General features: G+C 70.9%; 21 protein-coding genes. 8 read left to right on the top strand and 13 right to left on the bottom strand.

All coding sequences use genetic code 11. From position 1 onward, the window contains the following. The first annotated feature begins 30 nt into the window (after nt 1-30). On the top strand, nt 31-789 hold the full coding sequence (locus AB0C27_RS46325) for an SDR family NAD(P)-dependent oxidoreductase (protein ID WP_346106023.1): 759 nt from the start codon (nt 31-33) through the stop codon (nt 787-789). A gap of 34 nt (nt 790-823) precedes the next feature. Here AB0C27_RS46325 and AB0C27_RS46320 read toward each other — a convergent pair whose 3' ends face one another. Then, on the bottom strand, nt 824-1,273 hold the full coding sequence (locus AB0C27_RS46320; protein ID WP_357859221.1) for a CAP domain-containing protein: 450 nt from the start codon (nt 1,271-1,273) through the stop codon (nt 824-826). Between the two features lie 254 nt (nt 1,274-1,527). Between AB0C27_RS46320 and AB0C27_RS46315 the strand changes: the two genes are divergently transcribed. Further along, the gene (locus AB0C27_RS46315) at nt 1,528-2,277 is read left to right on the top strand and encodes an alpha/beta fold hydrolase (RefSeq protein WP_357859218.1); all 750 of its coding nucleotides are present in this window, start codon (nt 1,528-1,530) and stop codon (nt 2,275-2,277) included. A 108-nt stretch (nt 2,278-2,385) separates the two neighbouring features. Here the strand turns inward: AB0C27_RS46315 and AB0C27_RS46310 are convergent, their stop codons facing one another. The 3 genes from AB0C27_RS46310 to mce form a co-directional block, all read right to left on the bottom strand. Further along, on the bottom strand, nt 2,386-3,567 hold the full coding sequence (locus AB0C27_RS46310; RefSeq protein ID WP_357859215.1) for an AI-2E family transporter: 1,182 nt from the start codon (nt 3,565-3,567) through the stop codon (nt 2,386-2,388). A 143-nt stretch (nt 3,568-3,710) separates the two neighbouring features. Continuing rightward, on the bottom strand, nt 3,711-5,012 hold the full coding sequence (locus tag AB0C27_RS46305) for a DivIVA domain-containing protein (protein ID WP_357859212.1): 1,302 nt from the start codon (nt 5,010-5,012) through the stop codon (nt 3,711-3,713). 204 nt (nt 5,013-5,216) lie between these two features. Further along, entirely contained in the window at nt 5,217-5,639 is a 423-nt protein-coding gene (gene mce / locus AB0C27_RS46300; RefSeq protein WP_357859209.1) for a methylmalonyl-CoA epimerase, read from the bottom strand. A gap of 85 nt (nt 5,640-5,724) precedes the next feature. Between mce and AB0C27_RS46295 the strand changes: the two genes are divergently transcribed. Next, nucleotides 5,725-6,912 carry an acetyl-CoA C-acetyltransferase gene (locus tag AB0C27_RS46295; RefSeq protein WP_357859205.1) on the top strand — a complete coding sequence of 396 codons (1,188 nt, stop codon included), beginning with the start codon at nt 5,725-5,727 and terminating at the stop codon, nt 6,910-6,912. A gap of 150 nt (nt 6,913-7,062) precedes the next feature. Here the strand turns inward: AB0C27_RS46295 and AB0C27_RS46290 are convergent, their stop codons facing one another. The 4 genes from AB0C27_RS46290 to AB0C27_RS46275 form a co-directional block, all read right to left on the bottom strand. Next, complete coding sequence (locus tag AB0C27_RS46290) at nt 7,063-7,476, bottom strand: hypothetical protein (RefSeq protein WP_357859202.1); 414 nt, start codon at nt 7,474-7,476, stop codon at nt 7,063-7,065. 246 nt (nt 7,477-7,722) lie between these two features. Then, nucleotides 7,723-7,875, bottom strand: coding sequence for a hypothetical protein (locus tag AB0C27_RS46285; protein WP_357859199.1), 153 nt, complete (start codon nt 7,873-7,875; stop codon nt 7,723-7,725). Between the two features lie 149 nt (nt 7,876-8,024). Then, nucleotides 8,025-8,696 (bottom strand): DUF4230 domain-containing protein, encoded by a 672-nt coding sequence (locus AB0C27_RS46280; RefSeq protein ID WP_357859196.1) that lies wholly within the window; start codon nt 8,694-8,696, stop codon nt 8,025-8,027. A gap of 61 nt (nt 8,697-8,757) precedes the next feature. Continuing rightward, nucleotides 8,758-10,539 carry a hypothetical protein gene (locus AB0C27_RS46275; protein WP_357859193.1) on the bottom strand — a complete coding sequence of 594 codons (1,782 nt, stop codon included), beginning with the start codon at nt 10,537-10,539 and terminating at the stop codon, nt 8,758-8,760. 231 nt (nt 10,540-10,770) lie between these two features. Between AB0C27_RS46275 and AB0C27_RS46270 the strand changes: the two genes are divergently transcribed. Genes AB0C27_RS46270 through AB0C27_RS46255 form a run of 4 tightly spaced genes read left to right on the top strand, consistent with a single transcriptional unit; the run spans nt 10,771 to nt 14,349 of the window. Further along, nucleotides 10,771-11,322: a MarR family transcriptional regulator gene (locus AB0C27_RS46270; protein WP_346106042.1), complete on the top strand. Its 552-nt coding sequence runs from the start codon at nt 10,771-10,773 to the stop codon at nt 11,320-11,322. Further along, nucleotides 11,306-12,244 (top strand): tetratricopeptide repeat protein, encoded by a 939-nt coding sequence (locus AB0C27_RS46265; protein ID WP_357859190.1) that lies wholly within the window; start codon nt 11,306-11,308, stop codon nt 12,242-12,244. The genes AB0C27_RS46270 and AB0C27_RS46265 overlap by 17 nt, the downstream gene beginning before the upstream one ends. A 9-nt stretch (nt 12,245-12,253) precedes the next feature. Then, entirely contained in the window at nt 12,254-12,883 is a 630-nt protein-coding gene (locus tag AB0C27_RS46260; protein WP_357859187.1) for a cytidylate kinase-like family protein, read from the top strand. A gap of 56 nt (nt 12,884-12,939) precedes the next feature. Then, a complete protein-coding gene (locus AB0C27_RS46255) occupies nt 12,940-14,349 on the top strand; it encodes an NAD-dependent malic enzyme (RefSeq protein ID WP_357859185.1) in 1,410 nt (469 codons plus the stop codon). 221 nt (nt 14,350-14,570) lie between these two features. Here the strand turns inward: AB0C27_RS46255 and AB0C27_RS46250 are convergent, their stop codons facing one another. The 4 genes from AB0C27_RS46250 to AB0C27_RS46235 all read right to left on the bottom strand — a co-directional run bounded on the left by AB0C27_RS46250 (nt 14,571) and on the right by AB0C27_RS46235 (nt 18,946). Beyond that, on the bottom strand, nt 14,571-15,068 hold the full coding sequence (locus tag AB0C27_RS46250) for a hypothetical protein (protein WP_357859182.1): 498 nt from the start codon (nt 15,066-15,068) through the stop codon (nt 14,571-14,573). A gap of 20 nt (nt 15,069-15,088) precedes the next feature. Then, nucleotides 15,089-16,639, bottom strand: coding sequence for a glycerol-3-phosphate dehydrogenase/oxidase (locus AB0C27_RS46245; RefSeq protein ID WP_357859179.1), 1,551 nt, complete (start codon nt 16,637-16,639; stop codon nt 15,089-15,091). Nucleotides 16,640-16,649: 10 nt separating this feature from the next. Continuing rightward, nucleotides 16,650-18,122 carry a glycerol kinase GlpK gene (glpK, locus tag AB0C27_RS46240; protein ID WP_357859176.1) on the bottom strand — a complete coding sequence of 491 codons (1,473 nt, stop codon included), beginning with the start codon at nt 18,120-18,122 and terminating at the stop codon, nt 16,650-16,652. 74 nt (nt 18,123-18,196) lie between these two features. Then, a complete protein-coding gene (locus tag AB0C27_RS46235; RefSeq protein WP_357859173.1) occupies nt 18,197-18,946 on the bottom strand; it encodes an IclR family transcriptional regulator in 750 nt (249 codons plus the stop codon). Nucleotides 18,947-19,187: 241 nt separating this feature from the next. Between AB0C27_RS46235 and AB0C27_RS46230 the strand changes: the two genes are divergently transcribed. After that, complete coding sequence (locus tag AB0C27_RS46230; RefSeq protein WP_357859171.1) at nt 19,188-19,799, top strand: TetR/AcrR family transcriptional regulator; 612 nt, start codon at nt 19,188-19,190, stop codon at nt 19,797-19,799. 14 nt (nt 19,800-19,813) lie between these two features. On the opposite strand, the gene AB0C27_RS46225 is transcribed toward AB0C27_RS46230, so the two are convergent. Further along, nucleotides 19,814-20,326 (bottom strand): hypothetical protein, encoded by a 513-nt coding sequence (locus AB0C27_RS46225; protein ID WP_357859168.1) that lies wholly within the window; start codon nt 20,324-20,326, stop codon nt 19,814-19,816. Nucleotides 20,327-20,373 lie beyond the last annotated feature (47 nt).

Below are 20,373 nucleotides of genomic sequence, written 5' to 3'. Positions count from 1 at the left end.
GTTCGGCGGTTGGTCGTCAGAGGAGGCGGCGTGGGCGCGTTCGATCTCAGTGGGAAACAGGCTCTGATCACCGGGGCGTCGAAGGGGATCGGGCGGGCCATCGCGCTCGCGTACGCGGGGGCGGGGGCCGACGTGGCGCTCGTGTCCCGCTCGGCCGAGACCCTGGCCGAGGTGGGCAAGGAGATCGAGGCGCTCGGGAGGCGCGCGGTCGTCATCCCCGCCGACCTCACCGACCGCGAGGCCGCGACGGGCGCCGTGGCGGCGGCCCTCGACGGGCTCGGGCACCTCGACATCGTGGTCAACAACGCCGGCGGGTCGAACTTCCTGGTCGAGTTCAAGGACCTGCGGCTGTCGGGCTGGGACAAGCTGATGCGGCTCAACCTCGACTCCGCCATGGCGGTCTGCCACGCGGTCGCGCCGCACCTGCTCGGGCGGGGCGACGGGGTCGTCATCAACGTGGCGTCGGTGGCGGCGCTCGGCGCGCCCTTCCTCGCCCCGTACGCCGCCGCCAAGGCCGGGCTGGTGGCGCTGACCAAGACGCTGGCCGTGGAGTGGGCGAGCGCCGGGGTACGGGTCAACGCCCTGTGCCCCGGCTGGACGGCCACCGACCTCAACCGCAACCTCTGGGAGAACGAGGCGTCCTCCGCCGCCACGATCGCGGGCGTGCCCATGCGGCGCTGGGGGAGCGCGGAGGAGATGGCTCAGCCGGCCGTGTTCCTGGCCAGCCCGGCCTCGGCGTACATGACCGGGCAGGTGCTGTTCATCGACGGCGGGGCCACCGCCATCTGATCGCACGGCCGTCGCCCCGTGGATGGGGCTGCGGTCAGGCGGGCGGCGGGTCGTCGCCCAGGGGTTCGTACACGAAGACGATGTACGTCTCGCACGCCTTCGGGCCCTGGCCGGACACCCGGGCGGCGCCCATGGCCGTGCAGGCCGGCCGGAGCAGCCGGTCGCGCTCGTCGCGCTCGTCGCGGTCGTCGTACCAGGAGGCCACCGCGTCGGCGGCGCCGCGCATCTCCTCGTCCTGGCTCCAGAACACGCTCTCGCCGGTCCCCGCGCGCAGGCCCTCGTGCCCGGCCCGCAGCCCCTCGTGCCGGGAGAGGGCGGCCGCCCTAGCTTTGGCGTACTCGACCAGCAGCGGGTCCATCGCCAGGGGTGGCGCGCCGTGCGCGGCGCGGTGGACGTTCGCCTCACGCAGCGCCTGGAGCAGGAATTCGCCGTTGGTGGCGTCGGGGAGGGCGGGACGGGTCCCTGTGGTTCCGGTGCCTGCCATGCTCGTCACCTCGGGGGGTGCGCGGTATCCGTGTCTGGATTGTGCGCGGAAATGCCAGGTCAGGCAATGTCGTATATATCCCCGGCATTTCCGGTGCGGGAGCACGGGTGCGGTGCGGGGACAGGTCGTCGGAGAAGCGGTCAGGACTGTCGGGGGATATCGGCATACGTCATTGAGTGATTGTTCCCGTGAACCGCGTTACCGTGTGGTCCGTGCAGCTCTACACGAGATCTGCCGGGACCGGGCTCCCGGTTGTGCTGCTTCACGCGTTCCCGCTGTCGTCGGCCATGTGGCTGGCCCAGCGGGAAGGGCTGGCCAGGGTCTGCCGGGTCATCACTCCTGACCTGCGCGGCTTCGGCGGGTCGCGGCTGGGCGACGATGATCCGTCGATCGACCTGATGGCCGACGACGTCGCCAGGCTGCTCGACGAGGAGGGCATCGACAGGGCGGTGGTCGGCGGGCTGTCGATGGGCGGCTACGTGACCATGGCCTTCTGCCGCCGGCACCCCGACCGGGTGCTCGGCGTGATCCTGGCCGACACCAAGGCCACCCCCGACCCGCCCGCGGCCAGGGACAACAGGGAACGCATCGCGCGGGCCGTGCTGTCGGACGGCAGCGACGTGCTGGTCAGCGAGGTGCTCCCGGCGCTCATCGGCCAGACCACCAAGGAGCGGCGGGCCATGGTGTTCGGCCGGGTCAAGGGGTTGGTGCAGTCGGCCCCGCCGGGCGCGGTGGCCTGGGCGCAACGGGCCATGGCCGCGCGTCCCGACTCGTTCGAGACGCTGAGCGCGCTCAAGGTCCCGCTGCTGATCATCGTGGGGGAGGAGGACGAGCTCTCGCCGCCCGCCGACGCCGACGCCATGGTCCGGGCCGTGCCCGAGGGCAAGCTGGAGATCATCCCCAAGGCCGGCCACCTCAGCGCGGTCGAGCAGCCGGAGGCGTTCAACGCGGCGGTGACCGAGTTCCTGCGCACGGAGCTGGGCGCCACCGGTCCTGGACACTGAACGCGGGGCTCAGCGGGCGGGGGCGCGGACGTCGAGCGAGGGTCGGACTTCGATGGCGGGGGCCGGACGGCCGGGCGTCGCGGGCGGGGGTCGGGGCGGGGAGCGGTCTCAGGCGTGGTCCTGGCGTGGCAGCACGATCTCGCGGATGATCAGCGAGATCGCCGCCGCCACCGGGATGGCCAGCAGGGCGCCCACGATGCCGAGCAGCGCGCCACCGAACAGCGCGGCGATCACGGTCACCGCCGGAGTCACGTCCACCGAGCGCTTCATCACCCGGGGATAGATGAAGTAGTTCTCGATCTGCTGGTAGATCACGAAGAAGATCGCGCACGCGATCCCGGCGGGCAACGACTCCAGCAGCGCCACGCCGGTCACGAGCACGGCGCCGATCGTGGCGCCCACCAGCGGGATCAGGTCGGTCAGGGCGACGACGAGAGCCAGCGCGAGCGCGTACTGGACTCCGGCGATCGACAGGAAGATCCAGGTCAGCACGCCCGCGATGACAGAGATCAGCACGTTGCCCGCCACGTAGCCGCCGATGCCGCCGAGGATCTCCTCGCTGATCGCCCGCGTGCGCGGCCGGCGCGAGGCCGGGACCAGCTTGAGCAGGTAGTCCTTGATCGTGTGCAGCGAGCCGAGGAAGTACAGCATCAGCACCAGCAGCGTCACCGTGGTGAACACGCCGTTGAGCACCACCAGTCCCGCGCCCATGATGCCGGTCGCCAGTGACGGCCCGAGCGTGCTCGTCACGAACGTACGCAGCTGCGGCAGGATCTGGTAGTCGGCGTCGAGCTGGCGCAGCGTCGGATGGTTGCTCAGCTCGGTGATGTAGCCGGGCACCGCGTTGACGAACTCCGTGAGCTGCTTGCTCACCGGCGGCACGATGGCCAGCCCGAACAGCACGAACGCGACGATGACCCCGGCGAACACGATCGTGATCGCGCCCCTCCTGGCCACGCCCCTGCGCTGCAGGGACTCGACGGCCGGGTTGAGCCCGACGGCCAGGAACATCGCCACCACGACCAGCACGATCGTGCTCAGCGACGCGACCACCATCTGCGCGATGGCGATGGCGGTCAGCACCCCCAGCCCGCCGACCAGGCCGAACAGGAACGGGCCGCGGGCGAACGGCTTGCCGGGCAGTCCGTACGGCTGCCCGCCCTCCTCGCCCTTGACCGCCGCCCTCGGCGCCTGTTCCTGGGGCGCCGGTTCCTGCGGCGCCCGCTCCTCCTGCGGCTGGGGGCTCTCGGCCTTTTCCTGCTCGGCCGTGGACTCGACGTCTGCGGACAAGGGGACTCCAAGGGGGATCGACGACTGAGGATGACGGACCGGTATCGGTTCGTACATGCCCGGCGGCAAAGAGAGAGCCTAGCGACCATTCGATCGCCAGGCTCTCTCAGCCGTCATTCAGCCCCCGTGCGTGTCCGTCGGCGTTACTCCTGCCACCACTCCGAGTCGTCCTCGGACTTGGCGGCCGTCACCTTGGGCGCCGGGGCGGCCGGCGCGGCTGCCGGGGCCGGAGCGGGAGGCTCGGGCGCGGCGAGTGCGGCCTTCGGTGCGGCAGCGGCGACCGCGGGCTCCGGCTCCATGCCCGGCAGGGCGGCGCCGCCGAGGAGCTGGCGGAGCTGAGCCAGGTGGCTGGTGATGCTGTCGCGCTGGCGGGTGAGCTCGTCGACCTGGCGCTGCATCGCCGTACGGGTGCGCTCGGCTTCGTTCTTCGCCTCGGTGACGATGGTCTCCGCGCTCGACTTCGCCTCGGCCACTATCGTCTCGGAGCTCTTGCGGGCGTTGGCGACGAGCTGCTTGGCGTGCAGGTCGGCCTCGCGGCGGGTCTGCTCGGCCTGCTGCGTGGCCTTCGTGGCCCGCGACTCGGCCGTGGCGGCGCGCTGCTCGGCCTCGGCGACCAGCTTCTGTGTGGCGGCCTGCGCGGTGGCGTGGCGCTCGGCCTCCTGACGCTCGGCCTCCTCGCGGCGGGCGGCGAGCTGGATCTCGAACTCCGCCTCGTCCTGCGCCCGCTTGGCCTCCGACTCCTCCAGCACCCGCTGAGCCTGCGCGCGCATCTCGTCGGCCTGACGCTTGGCCGTCGTCAGCACCTCGTCGCGCTCGCGCTTGGTCGAGGCGCGCAGCTGCGCGACCTCGCGCTCGGTGGTGGTGCGGAGCTTGGCGATCTCGCGCTCGGCGTCGGCGCGCTTCTCGGCCACCTCGTGATCGGCCGTGGCGCGCAGCTTGGCGGCCTCGCGCTCGGTCGTGTTGGTGAGCTCGTCGGCCTCGCGGCGGGCGGTCGAGCGGATGTCCTCGGCGTCCCGCTCGGCGCTCGTGCGCATCTCGTCGCTCTCGCGGGTGGCCTGGGCGCGCTTCTCGGCGGCCTCGGACTCGGCGGCGGCCCTCAGGTCCGCGGCCTCGACCTTGGCCGCGGCCTTGATCTCGTTGGCCTCGGACCTGGCGGCCTGGACGAGCTCGGTCGCCTGTTCCTCGGCCAGCCGGAGCAGCTGCTCGATCCGGGCGCCGAGACCGGAGTAGGTGGGACGCTCCTGCTCCTGCAACTGGCGCTGGGAGTCGGACAGGTCGCGCTGGAGGCCGACGACCTGCTCGCGCGCCTGCCGCAGCTCCCCGTCGAGCTGCTTGAGATGATCATGGACCTGGTGCCGGTCGTAACCACGGAGCACCACGTCGAACTCGCGGGCTGGGGCGTCCTCGAAGAAGTTGTTGAGCTGGGCGTCGATGTCGGACTGCATGGAGGCTCGATCCTGGGTTGTCGAGACGGCTACACGGGCCGGACGGGGGGTTCGGGGCATCCGTACCAGGAGCCTGTGCCTCTCGGCAGGCCCCATGTCCGGTGGAAGGTCAAGCGTACTCCGCTGGTGCCGCGTGCGAAGCCCCGTCCAACTTTCTGCGTGACTAGTTACATATGAACGTTTTTTGCGTTTTGTGGTGATTTGTCATGGTTTGGGGGCTTGGACTAGCTCAGTCAGCATTCCGCCTACATCCTTGGGGTGCAGAAATGCGATCTGCGAGCCCATCGACCCGTGCCGGGGGCGCTCGTCCAGCAGCCTCACACCTTTCTCGCCGATCGTCGTCATGGCCTCCGCGACATCGGGCACCCCGAACGCCACATGATGGACGCCCTCGCCCCGCTTGGCGAGGAATTTTCCCACAGGCGAGTCGTCGGAGAGAGGTTCAAGGAGCTGAATGTAGGAGCCCCCACCTTCGCCGTCGGCGATGTGCAGCATGGCCTCCTTGACGCCCTGCTCCTCGTTCACCTCCCGCGCCACGACCGTCAGCTCGAACGTCCTCGAGAAGAGCTCGATCTTCTCTTCAAGATCGCGGCAGGCGATCCCGATGTGGTCGATCCGCATGAACATGTGTGGCCTACCTCCATGGCGAGCGACGGCGTACTCGTGGGTATGGTGTCAAAGACCGGACGCGCGAGCACAGGAGGCCGTTGTCATGTCCAGTTCCGTCATTGTCGCCGGAGCTCGCACCCCTATCGGCAAACTGCTCGGCTCCCTGTCCGGACTGTCGGCCGTCGAGCTCGGCGGCGTCGCCATCAAGGCCGCCCTGGAACGTGCCGGGGTCGCTCCCGAATCCGTCGAATACGTCATCATGGGTCAGGTCCTCCAGGCCGGAGCCGGGCAGATCCCCTCCCGCCAGGCCGCCGTCAACGCCGGCATCCCCATGACCGTCCCGTCCGTCACCATCAACAAGGTGTGCCTGTCGGGCCTCGACGCCATCGCCCTGGCCGACCAGCTCATCAGGGCGGGCGAGTTCGACATCGTGGTGGCCGGCGGCATGGAGTCCATGACCAACGCCCCCCACCTGCTGCCAGGGCTGCGAAAAGGCGTCAAGTACGGCGGCTCCCAGGTCGTCGACTCGATGGCCCACGACGGCCTGTTCTGCGCGTTCGACCAGTGCGCGATGGGCGAGTCCACCGAGCGGCACAACACCCGGCTCGGCATCGGCCGCGAGGAGCAGGACTCCCTGTCGGCCCGCTCCCACCAGCTCGCCGCCGCGGCCGTCAAGAACGGCGTCTTCGAAGAAGAGATCGTCCCGGTGGAGATCCCGCAGCGGCGCGGTGAGCCGGTGATCGTCAAGGAGGACGAGGGCGTACGCGGCGACACGACCGCGCAGACCCTCGCCAAGCTGCGTCCCGCCTTCGCCGCCGACGGCACCATCACGGCCGGGTCGGCCTCCCAGATCTCCGACGGCGCCTGCGCCGTGGTCGTCATGGCCAAGGCCAAGGCCGAGGAGCTGGGCCTGCCCTGGCTGGCCGAGATCGGCCGCCACGGCAACGTGGCAGGCCCTGACGCCTCCCTGCAGTCCCAGCCGGCCAACGCCATCAAGCAGGCCATGGCCAAGCAGGGCGTCACGGCCGGCGACCTCGACCTGGTGGAGATCAACGAGGCCTTCGCCAGCGTGGTCGTCCAGTCGGCCAAGGAGCTCGGCGTTCCGCTCGACATCGTCAACGTCAACGGCGGCGGCATCGCCCTGGGGCACCCCATCGGGGCGTCGGGGGCGCGGATCGTGCTGACGCTGGCGTACGAGCTCAGGCGCCGGGGCGGCGGCCTGGGCGCGGCGGGGCTGTGCGGCGGCGGCGGCCAGGGCGACGCCCTGCTCATCACCGTCCCCAAGTCCTGACGACGCCCGGCTCATCGGCGTCTCCAGGTTCCTGACGGCGCCCGGCCCGTCAGCGTCCCCGGGTTCCTGACGGCGCCCGGATCATCGGCGTCCCCGGGTTCCTGACGGCGCTCTGCTCGTCGGCGTTCCTGGGGATCGACGGGGGCGGCGCTACTTCTCGTTGATCGTCTGGTCGCCGCCGGCCTGGTAGACGCGGCCCTGCCCGGACGCCTCCGCGCGCATTCGCACGTTGGTCGTCCCGTCGCCCGTGCTGATGATCCCCGAGTTGTCGCCGCCGATGGCGACCGACCTGGATCCCGACGCCGAGACGCCGGGCTCGGGCGCGGATACGTTCTGCCCCGGCGCCGCGCCGTCCGGCACGGGCGGGGCCGGGTCGTCGGTCGGCCGGCCGCCGGTCAGGCCGCGGATCGAGATGCCCAGCCCGGCCAGCGCCACGAAGAGCCCGATCACGCTGGCCAGCTTGTCGGCGTCGTCCAGCCCCACCCGGGCGAGATATACGGCCAGAGCCGCGACGGCGGCGACCGCGACCACGGCCCCGCCCCAGACGAGCACCCGTTTGCGCATAGGGGCATCATCATCCCTGCGACCAGGCCCCACAAGCGGAACCCCCTGACCGGACGAGGGGAGAGCCGGATGACGTCCATGTCCCTGGAGACAGCACGATGCCCCGGCCCAACCAGGAATGGACCGGGGCTTCGTGCATGTGGCACCGCGACCTGACCAGGAATTCGGGTCACGAGCGCCGACGCCCCTAAGGGGGCGCCTCAGCCCGGCCGCGAGGGAGGTTGCGGCCGGGCTGCTTGTGGGCGGTCATGAGGCGAAGAGCCGGGCGATGACCGAGCGGTGACGGCGCTCGGCCGGGTTGCCCGTGCGCGCCTGACGGGCGCGGCGGTGCTCCGCTGCCGCCTGTCGCAGCTCGGCGGCGTGGTGCTGCATGATGCTGTATTCGAGTTCGGCGTTCACGAGTTTCTCCTTGTTCGTTTTCCCGCACTCTCAAGACTCGGCCTAAGGCCCCTAGGGACACATCGGGCGTATGCCTTATCTCTCGGTACGGGCACGCTGAGGAGATACCTAGGACGGCTCACCGGGTCCCTAAGGCGGGGGTGAGGCGGCTAAGCCTCGTCGGTGAACTTGACCGTGACCTTCGAGAAGCCGAGCGACTTGAGCATGCCCGTCAGCATCGCCTTGGTGTTGGCGTCCGCCCTGGCCCGCAGGTCACTGGACACCGCCGCCTCGCTGATCTTCTTCTCGGCCAGCAGATAGAGCTCCCGCTGGTCGCCTGGCGAGCCCGACAGGAAGTCCTGGACCCGGTCGAGCAGGCCGCGCTGCTGCGCGAACACGTACGAGCGGCTGTTGTCGAGGTTGGGCTTCTCCAGCTGCGCGCGCGGAAGGCGGATGGTGGCCTCGGTACGGTCCTGCGACACCGTTACCCCGTCGGCCGCGACGGCGGAGAAGTCGACGTACGCGTCGACCCCGCCGGCGCCGACGAACAGCGTGCGCGTGCCCTTGACCGCGTCGGGCAGGAAGTTGGCGTCTTTCTCCAGGTCCACGACCACCTGGAAGGTGCCGGTCGCGGCCTGGAACCTGCTCATGTCCTTGATGGACTGCAGCAGCACCGGCTGGCTGCGGTCGATGCTCTGCTCACCGAGCGGGTTGAGCCAGGACCAGGCCAGGCGGCCGCCGACCACCAGTAACACGGCGAGGACCAGCAGGCCCGCCACATATCGCCACCGGCGACGCCGCCCGGGGCTCGCCTCGGGCGGCGTCGTACGCGAAGTCGTCATGCGAGCATGACTACCCGTTCGGCGATCATCAGTGCCAGCTCTTCGGTGACATCTTCGATCCTCAGCCGGCCTGCTTCGTGGACGGCCCCTCCTCGGGGACCCGCGCCGGCGCTGCGGCGGGCCCCTCCACCGGCGCCGACACAGGCTCCGCGACCGGCGCCGACCCAGGAGCCGAAACCGGGCCTGAAACCGGCGCTGAAACCGGCGCTGAAACCGGCGCGGGCGCGGAGACCGCGCCCGCGGCCGGGCCCGAAACCGGGGCCGTCTGAGGAGACGTCTCCGACACCGGCGACGCCTGACGGTTGGCGCCCGACCCGGGCGCGACTTCTGCGGACACCTCGGAGGCGTGCACCGGCCAGCCCTCCCCGGACGTGTCGGGCGTCCAGCCCCCCGCCGGCTCCGACGAGGCCCAGCCGGCGGCCGGAGCCTCCGGGGTCCAGCCGGTCTGAGGCGCCTCCTGCGTGGCCCCGCCCCCGGGCGCGCTCGACGCCGAGCCGGCCGTCGCGGTGCCGCTGGGCCCCGGATATACCCCTGGATAGACCCCCGGATAGACGGGGTAAGCGTGGCTCGACCCGGGGGTGGGCCGCGCGGACGGCGCGACCTGCGCGTGCCCAGGGCCGCCGCCGAAGTGCGTGCTCGACAGCCGGCAGCCCTGGAAGTCGCTGTAGAACATGCGCAGCCACTCTCTGCGCTGGGGCTCGCTCAAGGAGGAGAACCAGGACGTCGCGTACTGGTGCTCGGCCAGCGGCGTGCCGGGCAGCGGCTCGCCGCGCAGCCAGGCCACCACGATCTGCCGGTATCCCTCCGCGACCGTGCTCTGGCACCTGGGGGACAGGGCCTCGATGTACTCGTACGCGGCCTCCTCGGCGAACCCCGCCGACAGGTCGGGCACGTGCACGGGCGCCAGCCCGTTCGCCGGCTTCAGCGCGTCGTCCAGCGGACGCTGCTCCACCCGCGTGAAGGCTGCGGGCGTCCCGGCCAGCCGGGAGGCGATCTGCGTGAACGCCGCCCCCAGCTCGGTCAGCCCCGCCCGCATCCCCGGATGCACGCACACCGTGATCGGCCACTCCTGGCAGCTGTAGGCGATGTCCACGGCCGCGGCCGGCTTCGGCTGCGCCAGCACCCGCGACACGCCCATGGCGGCGGCCAGCACCGACAGCAGCGCGCACGCCAGCACCAGGGCCTGCCTGGTCACCAGCGCCGCCCAGCCGAGCAGCAGCGCCGCCGTGATGCCGAGCAGCCAGATCGTCTGGTCGAAGAACGGCGCGCCGTTCCAGCCCTGGAACAGGTCGTACGGCTCGCCGGTCCCCGGCGCCAGCCGGTCGGCCCAGCCCCGGTCGTCGGCCAGCCAGGTGAACAGCCCGTAGCAGGCCAGGCCCGCGACCGGCGGCGTGTACGGCCGCGGCAGCACCCATCCGGCCACCCACCCGATCACCGAGTACAGGGCCAGCCCCGCCATGCCCATCCCCAGCCCCGACAGGCTCAGCCGGCCGGCCTGGTCGGTGAGCACCGTCTTGACCGCCAGTACCAGCACCGTGGCCGCGAACGACCCCAGCACCACCATCACGATCGCCAGCGGCGCCTTGAGCGCCCGCCAGGTCGTGAGCGAACGGCCGCGCAGCGCGCGCCGTTTGCGCAGCGCCACCCAGGCGGCGAAGGCCGCCGCCACCGGCCCGGTCAGCCGGAGCGAGCCGATGACCGCGGCCACGATGTTCTCCCACGCGTCTACCCCGGGTATCAGGACGTTCCACGCGGCGATCAGGCCGACAGCCAGCAGCACGGCAACCGTGACGGCCGCGCTCTGCTTCAGCTCCTCTCGTGAAACGCCCGCGTGCTCACGCACCCGTTTCCCCGTTGACGTTCATCAAGCGCACCCCCCGTGCCCCTCGGTGAGGCGGAGGCGCTCGGTCCCGGCCGGTCCCCACAGGCCCATGGACTTGGCTTCCGCGTCACCATACGTAGGAGAACCATAACTGAGCGTGATGATTGATGTCCGGATTCTTGGTCAAGCGAAGGATCCTGTCGCGGAGGGTGACCCGACGAACCGGGACGAGGGGCGCGCTACCGTAGCGCTGTGTCGCAGCAGAAGCCGCTCAACCTGTCGTTCGACCCCATCGACCGCGCCGCCGAGAGCTGGCGCGCCCACTTCGGGCCGTCGGCCGCCATGGCCGCCGTGACCTCGGTCATGAGAGCGCACCAGATCCTGCTGTCGCAACTTGACTCGCTCCTGAAGCCCTACGACTTGACCTTCGCCAGATACGAGGCGTTGGTTCTGTTGACCTTCAGCAAGACGGGCGCGCTGCCGCTGTCCAAGATCGGGGAGCGACTGATGGTTCATCCCACGAGCGTCACGAACACGGTGGACAGGCTGGAGAAGTCGGGGTTCGTCCGCAGGCTGCCCAACCCCCGCGACGGACGCGGCGTGCTCGCCGAGATCACCAGCGCGGGTGAGGACGTCGTGCGCCGTGCCACCGCCGATCTCATGGCCGCCGAGTTCGGCCTCACGATGTACGCCGAGGACGAACTCCAGCAGATGTTCGACCAGCTGCGCACGCTGCGAGTGGCGGCTGGTGACTTCCCAGCCTCGGTCATGCGGCAAGATGAAGGGCATGGCGGACTTCTCTAGGCCCGGGTCACTCTACGGAGCTGTGGACCTGGGCGCGCGCAAGCAGGCACTGGAGGCGCAGACCCGGCGGGAGGCGGCAGGTCCCCAGGCGGCCTCGTCGGCTTCTGTCGTCGATGTGACCGAGGAGACGTTCACGACGGACGTGATCGACCGGTCGATGACCGTGCCGGTCGTGCTCGACCTCTGGTCGCCCCGGGCGCCGGGCAGCGCCCAGCTCAGCCCGGTGCTGGAGAAGGTCGTCGGCGACCTGGGCGGCAAGGCGATCCTGGCCAAGGTCAACGTCGACGCCAGCCCGCAGATCGCCCAGGCGCTGCGGGTGCAGGCCGTGCCGACGGTGCTGGCGATCTTCCAGGGCCAGGCGGTCACCGGCTTCCAGCAGGTGCTGCCCGAGCAGGAGGTGCGGCGCTGGCTCGATGAGCTGATGGGCGCCGTCGAGCAGTTCTACCAGGCCAACCCCGGCGCCCGGCCGCCGGCCGAGCCCGGCGCTCCCGAGGAGGCCGCGGGGCCGCCCGCCGACCCCGACCTCGTCGCGGCCGAGCAGGCCATCGAAAACGGTGACTTCGACGCGGCGATCGAGGCCTACGAGCGGCTGCTGGCCCGCGCGCCCGGCGACGAGGACGCCAAGATGGGCCTGGCCGGCGTCAACCTGATCAAGCGCACGTCCGACGTCGACCCCGCCGAGGTGCAGCGCAGGCTGGAGGACCCGGCCGACATCGACGCCCAGCTGCTCGCGGCCGACCTGGAGATGTTGTCCGGTTCGGTGGACGAGGCGTTCAACCGGGTCATCGCCGTGGTCAAGCGCACCTCGGGTGACGAGCGTGACCGAGTCAGGCGGCATCTGCTCGGACTTTTCGCCGCGTTGCCGGCGGAAGACCCATCTTTGGCGAAAGCCCGTAGAGCTTTGGCGAGCGCTCTGTTCTAACCTGGGGATATGCGGGTCGTCACCATATCCGCCACTTACGGCACGGCCGGGAGCCAGATCGGCCCGGCCGTGGCCGAGCGGCTCGGCGTGCCCTTCGTCGACCGAGCCATCCCCAGCGCCGTGGCCGAAGAGCTGGGCTGCACCCTCGAAGAGGCCCTGGCCCACGACGACCGGGCCGATCACGGCCTGAGCCGGCTGTTCTCCGGGGCGATGCGGCTGCCGACCGTCACGTTCGGCGGCGTCGACATGTACGTCCCCGGCGTGATGCCGCTCGCCCCCGAGGAGTTCGTCCGCCGTACCGAGCGCATGCTCAGAGACATGGCCCGCGACCAGGGCGGCGTCTTCCTGGGCCGCGGCGGGGCGATGGTCCTGGCCGACCACCCAGGCGCGCTGCACGTCCGGCTCGACGCCCCGGCCAAGCGCAGGATCCGCCAGGTGGCCGCGCTGAGCGGGATCGGCGAACGCGAGGCCCGCCGCGTCGTCGAGGACAACGACCGGGCCAGGACCGCCTACGTACGCCACTTCTACCGGGCCGATCCCGGCGATCCCTGCCATTACCACCTGGTGCTCGACAGCACCACGATTCCGGCCGAGACCTGCGCCGAGCTGATCGTCCTGGCCGCCGAGGCGCTCGATTGACCCAACTCCCCCTAACATAGGAGGGATTCTTGGTCAGTCCCGAAGGAGCGATTGACGTGGCGACCGTCCCGAGTGTGTCGTACTCCATCACCGTGCGTCTCGAGGTGCCGGCCGGCGGCAAGGCCGTCAGCCAGCTCACCCACGCCGTAGAGTCGGCCGGGGGTGTGGTGACCGCCCTCGACGTCACCAATGCCGGGCATGAGAAGCTCCGCATCGACGTGACGTGCGCCGCGAGGGACACCGACCACGCGCAGGCCATCGTCGACCAGCTTGAGGCGGTCGAGGGCGTCGTCATCCACAAGGTGTCCGACCGCACGTTCCTCATGCACCTCGGCGGCAAGATCGAAATGGTCTCCAAGGTGCCGCTGCGCAACCGCGACGAGCTGTCCATGGCCTACACCCCGGGCGTGGCGCGCGTGTCGATGGCGATCGCGCGCAACAAGGAGGACGCGCGGCGGCTGACCATCAAGCGCAACACCGTGGCGGTCGTCACCGACGGCTCCGCCGTGCTGGGGCTGGGCAACATCGGGCCCGAGGCGGCGCTGCCCGTCATGGAGGGCAAGGCGGCGCTGTTCAAGCGGTTCGCGGGCATCGACGCCTGGCCCATCTGCCTCGACACCCAGGACGTCGACGAGATCGTGCGCACCGTGCAGGTGATCGCGCCCGGCTTCGGCGGCATCAACCTGGAGGACATCGGCGCGCCGCGCTGCTTCGAGGTCGAGCGGCGGCTGCGTGAGCTGCTCGACATCCCGGTCTTCCACGACGACCAGCACGGCACCGCGATCTGCGTGCTGGCCGCGCTCACCAACGCGCTGCGGGTCGTCGACAAGAACATCGAGCACGTCAAGATCACCATGGCGGGCGCGGGCGCGGCGGGCAACGCGGTGCTGCGCCTGCTGCTGGCCGCCGGGGCGCGCAATGTGATCGTCTGCGACTACCTCGGGGCCGTGCACAAGGGCCGCGACGACCTCGACGAGTCGCTGCAGTGGATCGCCGACCACACCAACGCCGAGGGCTACTCCGGCGACCTGCGCGGAGCCGTCAAGGACGCCGACGTCTTCGTGGGCGTGTCCGCGCCCGGCATCCTGACCGGCGACGACATCGCGACGATGGCCAAGGACGCGGTGGTGTTCGCGCTGGCCAACCCGGAGCCGGAGGTGTCGCCCGACGACGCCCGCGAGCACGCCGCGGTGGTGGCCACGGGCCGCTCCGACTACCCCAACCAGATCAACAACGTGCTGGCCTTCCCCGGGGTGTTCAGGGGGCTGCTGGACGCGCAGGCGGGCGGGGTGACGCAGGAGATGCTGCTGGCCGCCGCCGGCGCGCTGGCCGCGGTGGTGACGCCCGAGGAACTGGGCCCCAACTACATCATCCCCAGCGTCTTCCACCCCGATGTGGCTACTGCGGTCGCTGCGGCGGTGCGCGAGTCCGCCGGTGGCCGTGCGCGAGGCTTCACCGAAGCATAAGATCTTCCATCTTTTACGGCGGTGCCGGCGGCACTCCAACCGTCGTGCGGGGCTGGGGACCTCCAGGGGGACGCTTCTAGACCCGCACATGGCGGGCCGCCGTGACGGCGCATCGTGGGCCGGTCACCGGGTTAAACCCACGGCACTGATTACGGGTCACGCACGGCTCTGGCTACAGGGCGTGCTCGTGGCGCTGGTCGCCGTGCCGTCCACAGTGCTGGTTACCGTGTCGCGTGGGATGTGGTGACTGCCGGGATTATCCGGTGGCTCTCTTGGAAGACCAGATTGTGGGCGTCGGCCGCGGCTATCACGCGCATGGTGTTGAGCTGGCCGATCGCGTCCTGCTCCGTGAAGACGTTGAGGGGCCAGTCGCCTACCGTGTTGCCGCGCAGGTGCGGGTGGTGGAAGTCGCAGCCGTAGTGGGCGACCACCGCGATCGGCTGTGCGCCGCAGGCACGCTGCTCCTGCCACGTCAGCGACCACATGGCGTTCAGCCCGCCCTCGTGCGACCTGGTGAGCCCGCTCGCGACCACCTCCCCGGTGCCGAGCAGCAGGTCGGCGTCGACCTCGTCGAGCGCCTGGCGGGCCACCGGGTCCAGCAGTTCGACGGTCCTGGCGAACACGCGCTCCTTGTCCTCCCGCGTGACGGCGCCGCCGTGCTCGCCGTCGCGCAGGTCGGTGAAGTGGCGGAGGAGAGCCTGGTTGATCGGAGTAGCCATGCACTCCCCCTTCCCAGGGCTCAGGTGAGCAGGCCGGCGATCCTGGTCCGGATTTCCGGGGTGTCGAGGCCGCGGACGGTGAGGGTCGTACGGCGGCGTACGACGTCGTCCACCGTGGCCGCCCACTCGTGGTCGCGGGCGTAGACCACCTGCGCCCAGATGTCGGGCCCGTCCGGATGGATGCGCTCGCCGAGCGCCGGGTCCTCGCGGATGAGCCGGGCCAGGTCGAACGCGATCGAGCCGTAGTGCGAGGCCAGGTGCCTGGCCACCAGCGGGTCCATGCGCGCGCTCGGGTCGCGGTCGGTCCACAGCCGCATGGCCACCGCGTCGGGGCTGGCCAGGCCGGGCAGCGGCACGGCGGGCAGGATGTCGGCCAGGTCGTCGCCCAGAGGACGTCCGGGCAGGTGAGCGAGGGTGTCGAAGACGTGCCTGCCGATGTGGCGGTAGGTCGTCCACTTGCCGCCGGCCACCGACAACATGCCGCCCGCGCCCCTGGTCAGCACCGTCTCCCGCTTGGCCGCCGTGACCTCCCCAGGGCCGCCGGGAAGGACCCGCAGGCCGGCGAAGGCGTAGGTGATGTCCTCGCGGCGCAGCTGGGAGTCGCGTACGGAATGTCCCGCCTCGTCGAGGATCTGGGTGATGTCGGCCTCGGTGGCTCCGACCAGCCCAGGATCGCCCTCGTACGCCTCGTCCGTGGTCCCGAGCAGCAGGTGGTCCTCCCACGGGATCGCGAACGACACCCGGTACTTGTCGATCGGCGTGGTCAGCGCGGCCTTCCACGGCTCGTGCCGGCGCATGACCAGGTGGGCGCCCTTGGACAGCCGGATGCTGGGGGCCGCGTCCGGGTCCTCCATGCGGCGCAGGTGGTCGACCCAGGGGCCGGTGGCGTTCAGCACGAGGCGGGCGGAGACGCCGAACTCGGCGCCGCCGAGCCGGTCGCGCAGGTCGGCGCCGGTGACGCTGCCTCCGGTCGTGCGCAGCCCGACGACCTCGGCGTGGTTGAGCACGGTGGCGCCCGCGTCCACGGCCGCGCGCACGGTCATGACGGCGACGCGGCTGTCGTTCATCTGGTGGTCGCCGTAGACGGCGGCGGCGCGCAGCCCCTCGGTACGCAGCGCGGGCACCTTGGCCAGCGCCTGGTGCGGCGTGATCACCTTGCCCATGCCGTCGCCGAACACGGACAGGGCCGAGTACAGGAACACGCCGGCGCCCAGCTTGGCGGCCCCGTGAGGACCACCCTTGTAGATCGGGACCAGGAACGTCAGCGGTTTGACCAGATGGGGCGCGATGTCGCCGGCCAGGGCGCGGCGTTCGCGGTGGTTCTCGGCCACCAGCTTGACGTTGCCGGTCTGCAGGTAGCGCAGGCCGCCGTGGACGAGCTTGGAGGAGGCGCTGGAGGTGGCGCCGGCGAAGTCACCCGCGTCGACCATCGCCACCCGCAGCCCCGCCTGGGCGGCCATCCACGTGACCGACGTGCCCAGGATGCCACCGCCGATGACGAGCAGGTCGTAGCCGGTGGTGGACAGCTCGTGGCGGATCTCGGCCCGGTCGGTGCCGATCGCGGTCGTCATTGCCATACTCCTATTGCTCGACCCAGTCGAGGGTCCTGGCCACGGCCTTCTTCCAGTTGCGGTATTCGCGCTCGCGGGCCGCCTCGTCGATCGCGGGGCGCCACTCGGCGGCCTTGTGCCAGTTGGCGCGCAGGCTGTCGAGATCGGGCCAGTAGCCGGTGGCCAGGCCCGCGGCGTAGGCGGCGCCGAGCGCGGTGGTCTCGGCCACCATCGGCCGGATCACCGGCACGGCCAGCACGTCGGCCAGCGTCTGCATGAGCAGGTTGTCGGCGGTCATGCCGCCGTCGGCGCGCAGCGTGGTCAGGTCGAGCCCGGAGTCGGCGTTCATCGCGTCGACGACCTCGCGGGTCTGCCACGCGGTGGCCTCCAGCACGGCGCGCGCGATGTGCCCCTTGTTCACGAACCCGGTCAGCCCGGCGATCACTCCGCGCGCGTCCGAGCGCCAGTGCGGCGCGAACAACCCCGAGAACGCCGGTACGAAGTAGCAGCCGCCGTTGTCGTCGACCGTCTTGGCCAGGGTCTCGATCTCGGCCGCGCTGGAGATCAGGCCGAGGTTGTCGCGCAGCCACTGCACCAGGGAGCCGGTGACCGCGATGGCGCCCTCCAGCGCGTACGTGGCCGGGCCGTCGCCGATCCGGTAGCCGACCGTGGTCAGCAGGCCGTGCTTGGACACGACCGGCTCCTGACCGGTGTTCATCAGCAGGAAGCTGCCCGAGCCGTAGGTGCTCTTGACCTCGCCCGGCGCGAAGCAGGTCTGCCCGAACAGCGCCGCCTGCTGGTCACCGAGCGCGGAGGCCACGGGGACGCCGGCCGACGTGTGGCCGTAGACCTCGGCGGAGGGGCGGATCTCGGGCAGCATGGCGCGCGGCACGCCCATCGCGGCCAGGAGGTCGTCGTCCCAGGCGAGCGTGTGGATGTTCATGAGCATCGTGCGGCTGGCGTTGGTCACGTCGGTCAGGTGACGCCCGGTGAGGTTCCACAGCAGCCAGCTGTCCATCGTGCCGAACAGCACCTCGCCGCGCTCGGCCCGCTCGCGCAGGCCGTACGCGTCGAGCAGCCAGCGGATCTTGGGCCCGGAGAAGTAGGTGGCCAGCGGCAGTCCGGCCTTCTCCCTGAACAGGCTCGCGTGCTCGGCCAGCGCGTGCGTGAGCGCGTCGGTGCGGGTGTCCTGCCAGACCACGGCCGGGCAGACCGGGCGGCCGGTGGCGCGGTCCCACAGCACCGTGGTCTCGCGCTGGTTGGTGATGCCCAGCGCGGCGATCTGGCCGTCCTCCAGGCCGGCGCCGCTCACCGCCTCGGCCAGCACGGCCTCGACGTTCTGCCAGATCTCGTCGGCGTCGTGCTCGACCCAGCCCGGCTTGGGGAAGATCTGGCGGTGCTCGCGCTGGGCGACGCTGATGATGTTGCCGGCCTGGTCGAAGACGATGCACCGGCTGGACGTGGTGCCCTGGTCGATGGCTGCGACGTAGTGCGGTCGAGGCACTGGGTTCCTCGCTAGTGCTCGTAGTTCGACAATGCCGAACGAATCGTATGTGGAAGGGGGTAGGTGTTCAAGTGTCATCGGGCGAGGTCGCGGGTGATGGCGCGGGCGGCGTCGCGTACGTAGGAGACGAACTCCATGTGCAGGTCACCGCCGGTGGCGAGCCGCTCGACGGCGCCGCGGATGCCGATGGCGCCCACCGCCAGGCCGCGCGCGTCCCTGATCGGGGCGGCGATGGCCACCTCGCCCTCCGTCAGCTCCTCCATCTCGGCGGCCCAGCCGCGCGCTCGGACCTGGGCGAGCTCCGCCTCCAGTCGCGCGGGGTCGGTGAGCGTGCGCTTGGTGTGGGGCTGCAGCGGCGGGGTGATCGACTCGCCGTACGGGTCGTAGGCGAGCAGCACCTTGCCCAGCGCGCTGGCGTGGATCGGCAGGTAGGTGCCGACCTGCAGCGTCTGCATGCTGTCGTCGGGGCGGAACACGTGGTGGATCACCAGGACGTGGCCCTCGTGCAGGGTGCCGATCCAGGCGCTCTCCCTGCTGCGCCCGGCCAGCGCGTCGGCCCAGTTGATGGAGCGGGTGCGCAGCTCGTTGACGTCGAGGTAGCTGCTGCCGAGGTGGAGCAGCGTGGCGCCGAGCCGGTACTTGCCCGTGGCGTCGTCCTGCTCGACGAAGCCGACGTGGACCAGCGTGCGCAGGATGCCGTGCAGCGTCCCCTTCGGCAGGCCCAGCGCCCTGGCCAGCTCGGCGACGCCGAGCTGCCGGGGACCGGAGGCGAGCAGCCGCAGGATGGCGGCGGCCCGCTCCACCGATTGAATCGTGTCTCCCACGCCGACGACACTAGCGCGAATCGTTCGGGATTGCCGAACACCTGCTGAACGCCGCTGCTTGATGCCGTACGCCAGCCCGGGAGCCGCCAGGCGTGCGCTGGGGAAGGCCGTGCCGCGCGGGAACCGCACCGGCACCGGGTGCGTCTCTTGATCGAGGACTTCCCGCTTAAGGCACCTGTTTCCCATGGATTGTCGGCAAAGAGGGGACTAAATGGAACAACCTTCCCGTATTGCGGGAACCGTGCGGCCTGGAGGCCGCACCGCGAGAGTACGCGCGGCCGTCCTGGAGGCCACCCAGGACGAGCTGGTCGAGCACGGGTTCCATGGGCTGACCATGGACCAGGTGGCGGCCAGGGCCGGCGTCGGCAAGACGACGGTCTACCGGCGCTGGGGGAGCACCCCCGGCCTGGTGGCCGATCTCATGACCGAGCTGGCCAACCAGTCCTCGCCCCACGCCGACACGGGCGGCATCGAAAGCGACTTACGGGTCAACGCGCTCGCCGTGGTCGAGGCGCTCAACGACGGGCGTCTCGGGGCCACGTTCCAGGCGGTCATCGCCGCCGCCACCTGTGACGAGCAGGCATCCCTCGCGCTGCGCACGTTCTACCTGCGCCGCATCGAGGAGTGGACCAGCGTCGTGGACCTGGCCGTGGCTCGGGGGGAGCTGCCGGTGGGCACCGACGGGGGCGAGGTGATCCGGGCGATCGCGGCCCCGCTCTACTACCGGCTGATGATCACCAGGGAGGCGGTGACGGCCGAGGCCGCCGAATGGTCGGTGGCGCGCACGCTGGCCGCCGCCAGGGCGGGCGCCTTCGTGACGGGCGCCCTGGTGACGGGCGGCGCACCGGGATGAGCACATACGGGGGCTCACATGGATGAACGCGGCCAGATCGAGCCGTACCACCACAAGATCCCGCCCATGACCACGAGCCCGCCCGCTGTGGCGAGTTTGCCCATGAGGTCGGCCGGCGGTCCTGTGTAGGGCAGCCGGCCTCCGTGCCGGTGGTGACCCCAGGGGCAGTCGTTCTCGACGTGGCTGGAGTCGATCAGTGTGTCCGGCTGGCCCTCGCTGACCGAGTACGCCTCGACCTCGGATCTGCTGCCCTTGTCCACCGAGACCTGCCTGACGATGGTCTTCCTGGCCGGGATGGATCCGGTGGCCATGCTGACGCCGTCGGCCTTGAGGTCGAAGCGTACGAGCTGGCGGGTCTGGTTGTGCAGCCTGACGGACGCCCGGCCCGAGCGGCAGCCCACGTCGTCGACCGTCATCGTGAACGGGTCGCCGGCGTCCGGCAGCGGCCACGCCTCGGCCGCGGCCGGAAGCAGCAGGACGGCGCCCACCGGCAGGGCGGCCAGGACGAGACGGAAACCGATGCGCATGGTGCTTCCCCCGGACATGATCTTCGCTACATAAAGTTCCCAAGTGG

The sequence above is a fragment of the Nonomuraea sp. NPDC048882 genome, assembly GCF_040649755.1.
Classification (GTDB): Bacteria; Actinomycetota; Actinomycetes; order Streptosporangiales; family Streptosporangiaceae; genus Nonomuraea; species Nonomuraea maheshkhaliensis.
Note: the sequence above shows the minus strand (reverse complement) of the source record. Positions and strands in the feature narration are given on the sequence as shown.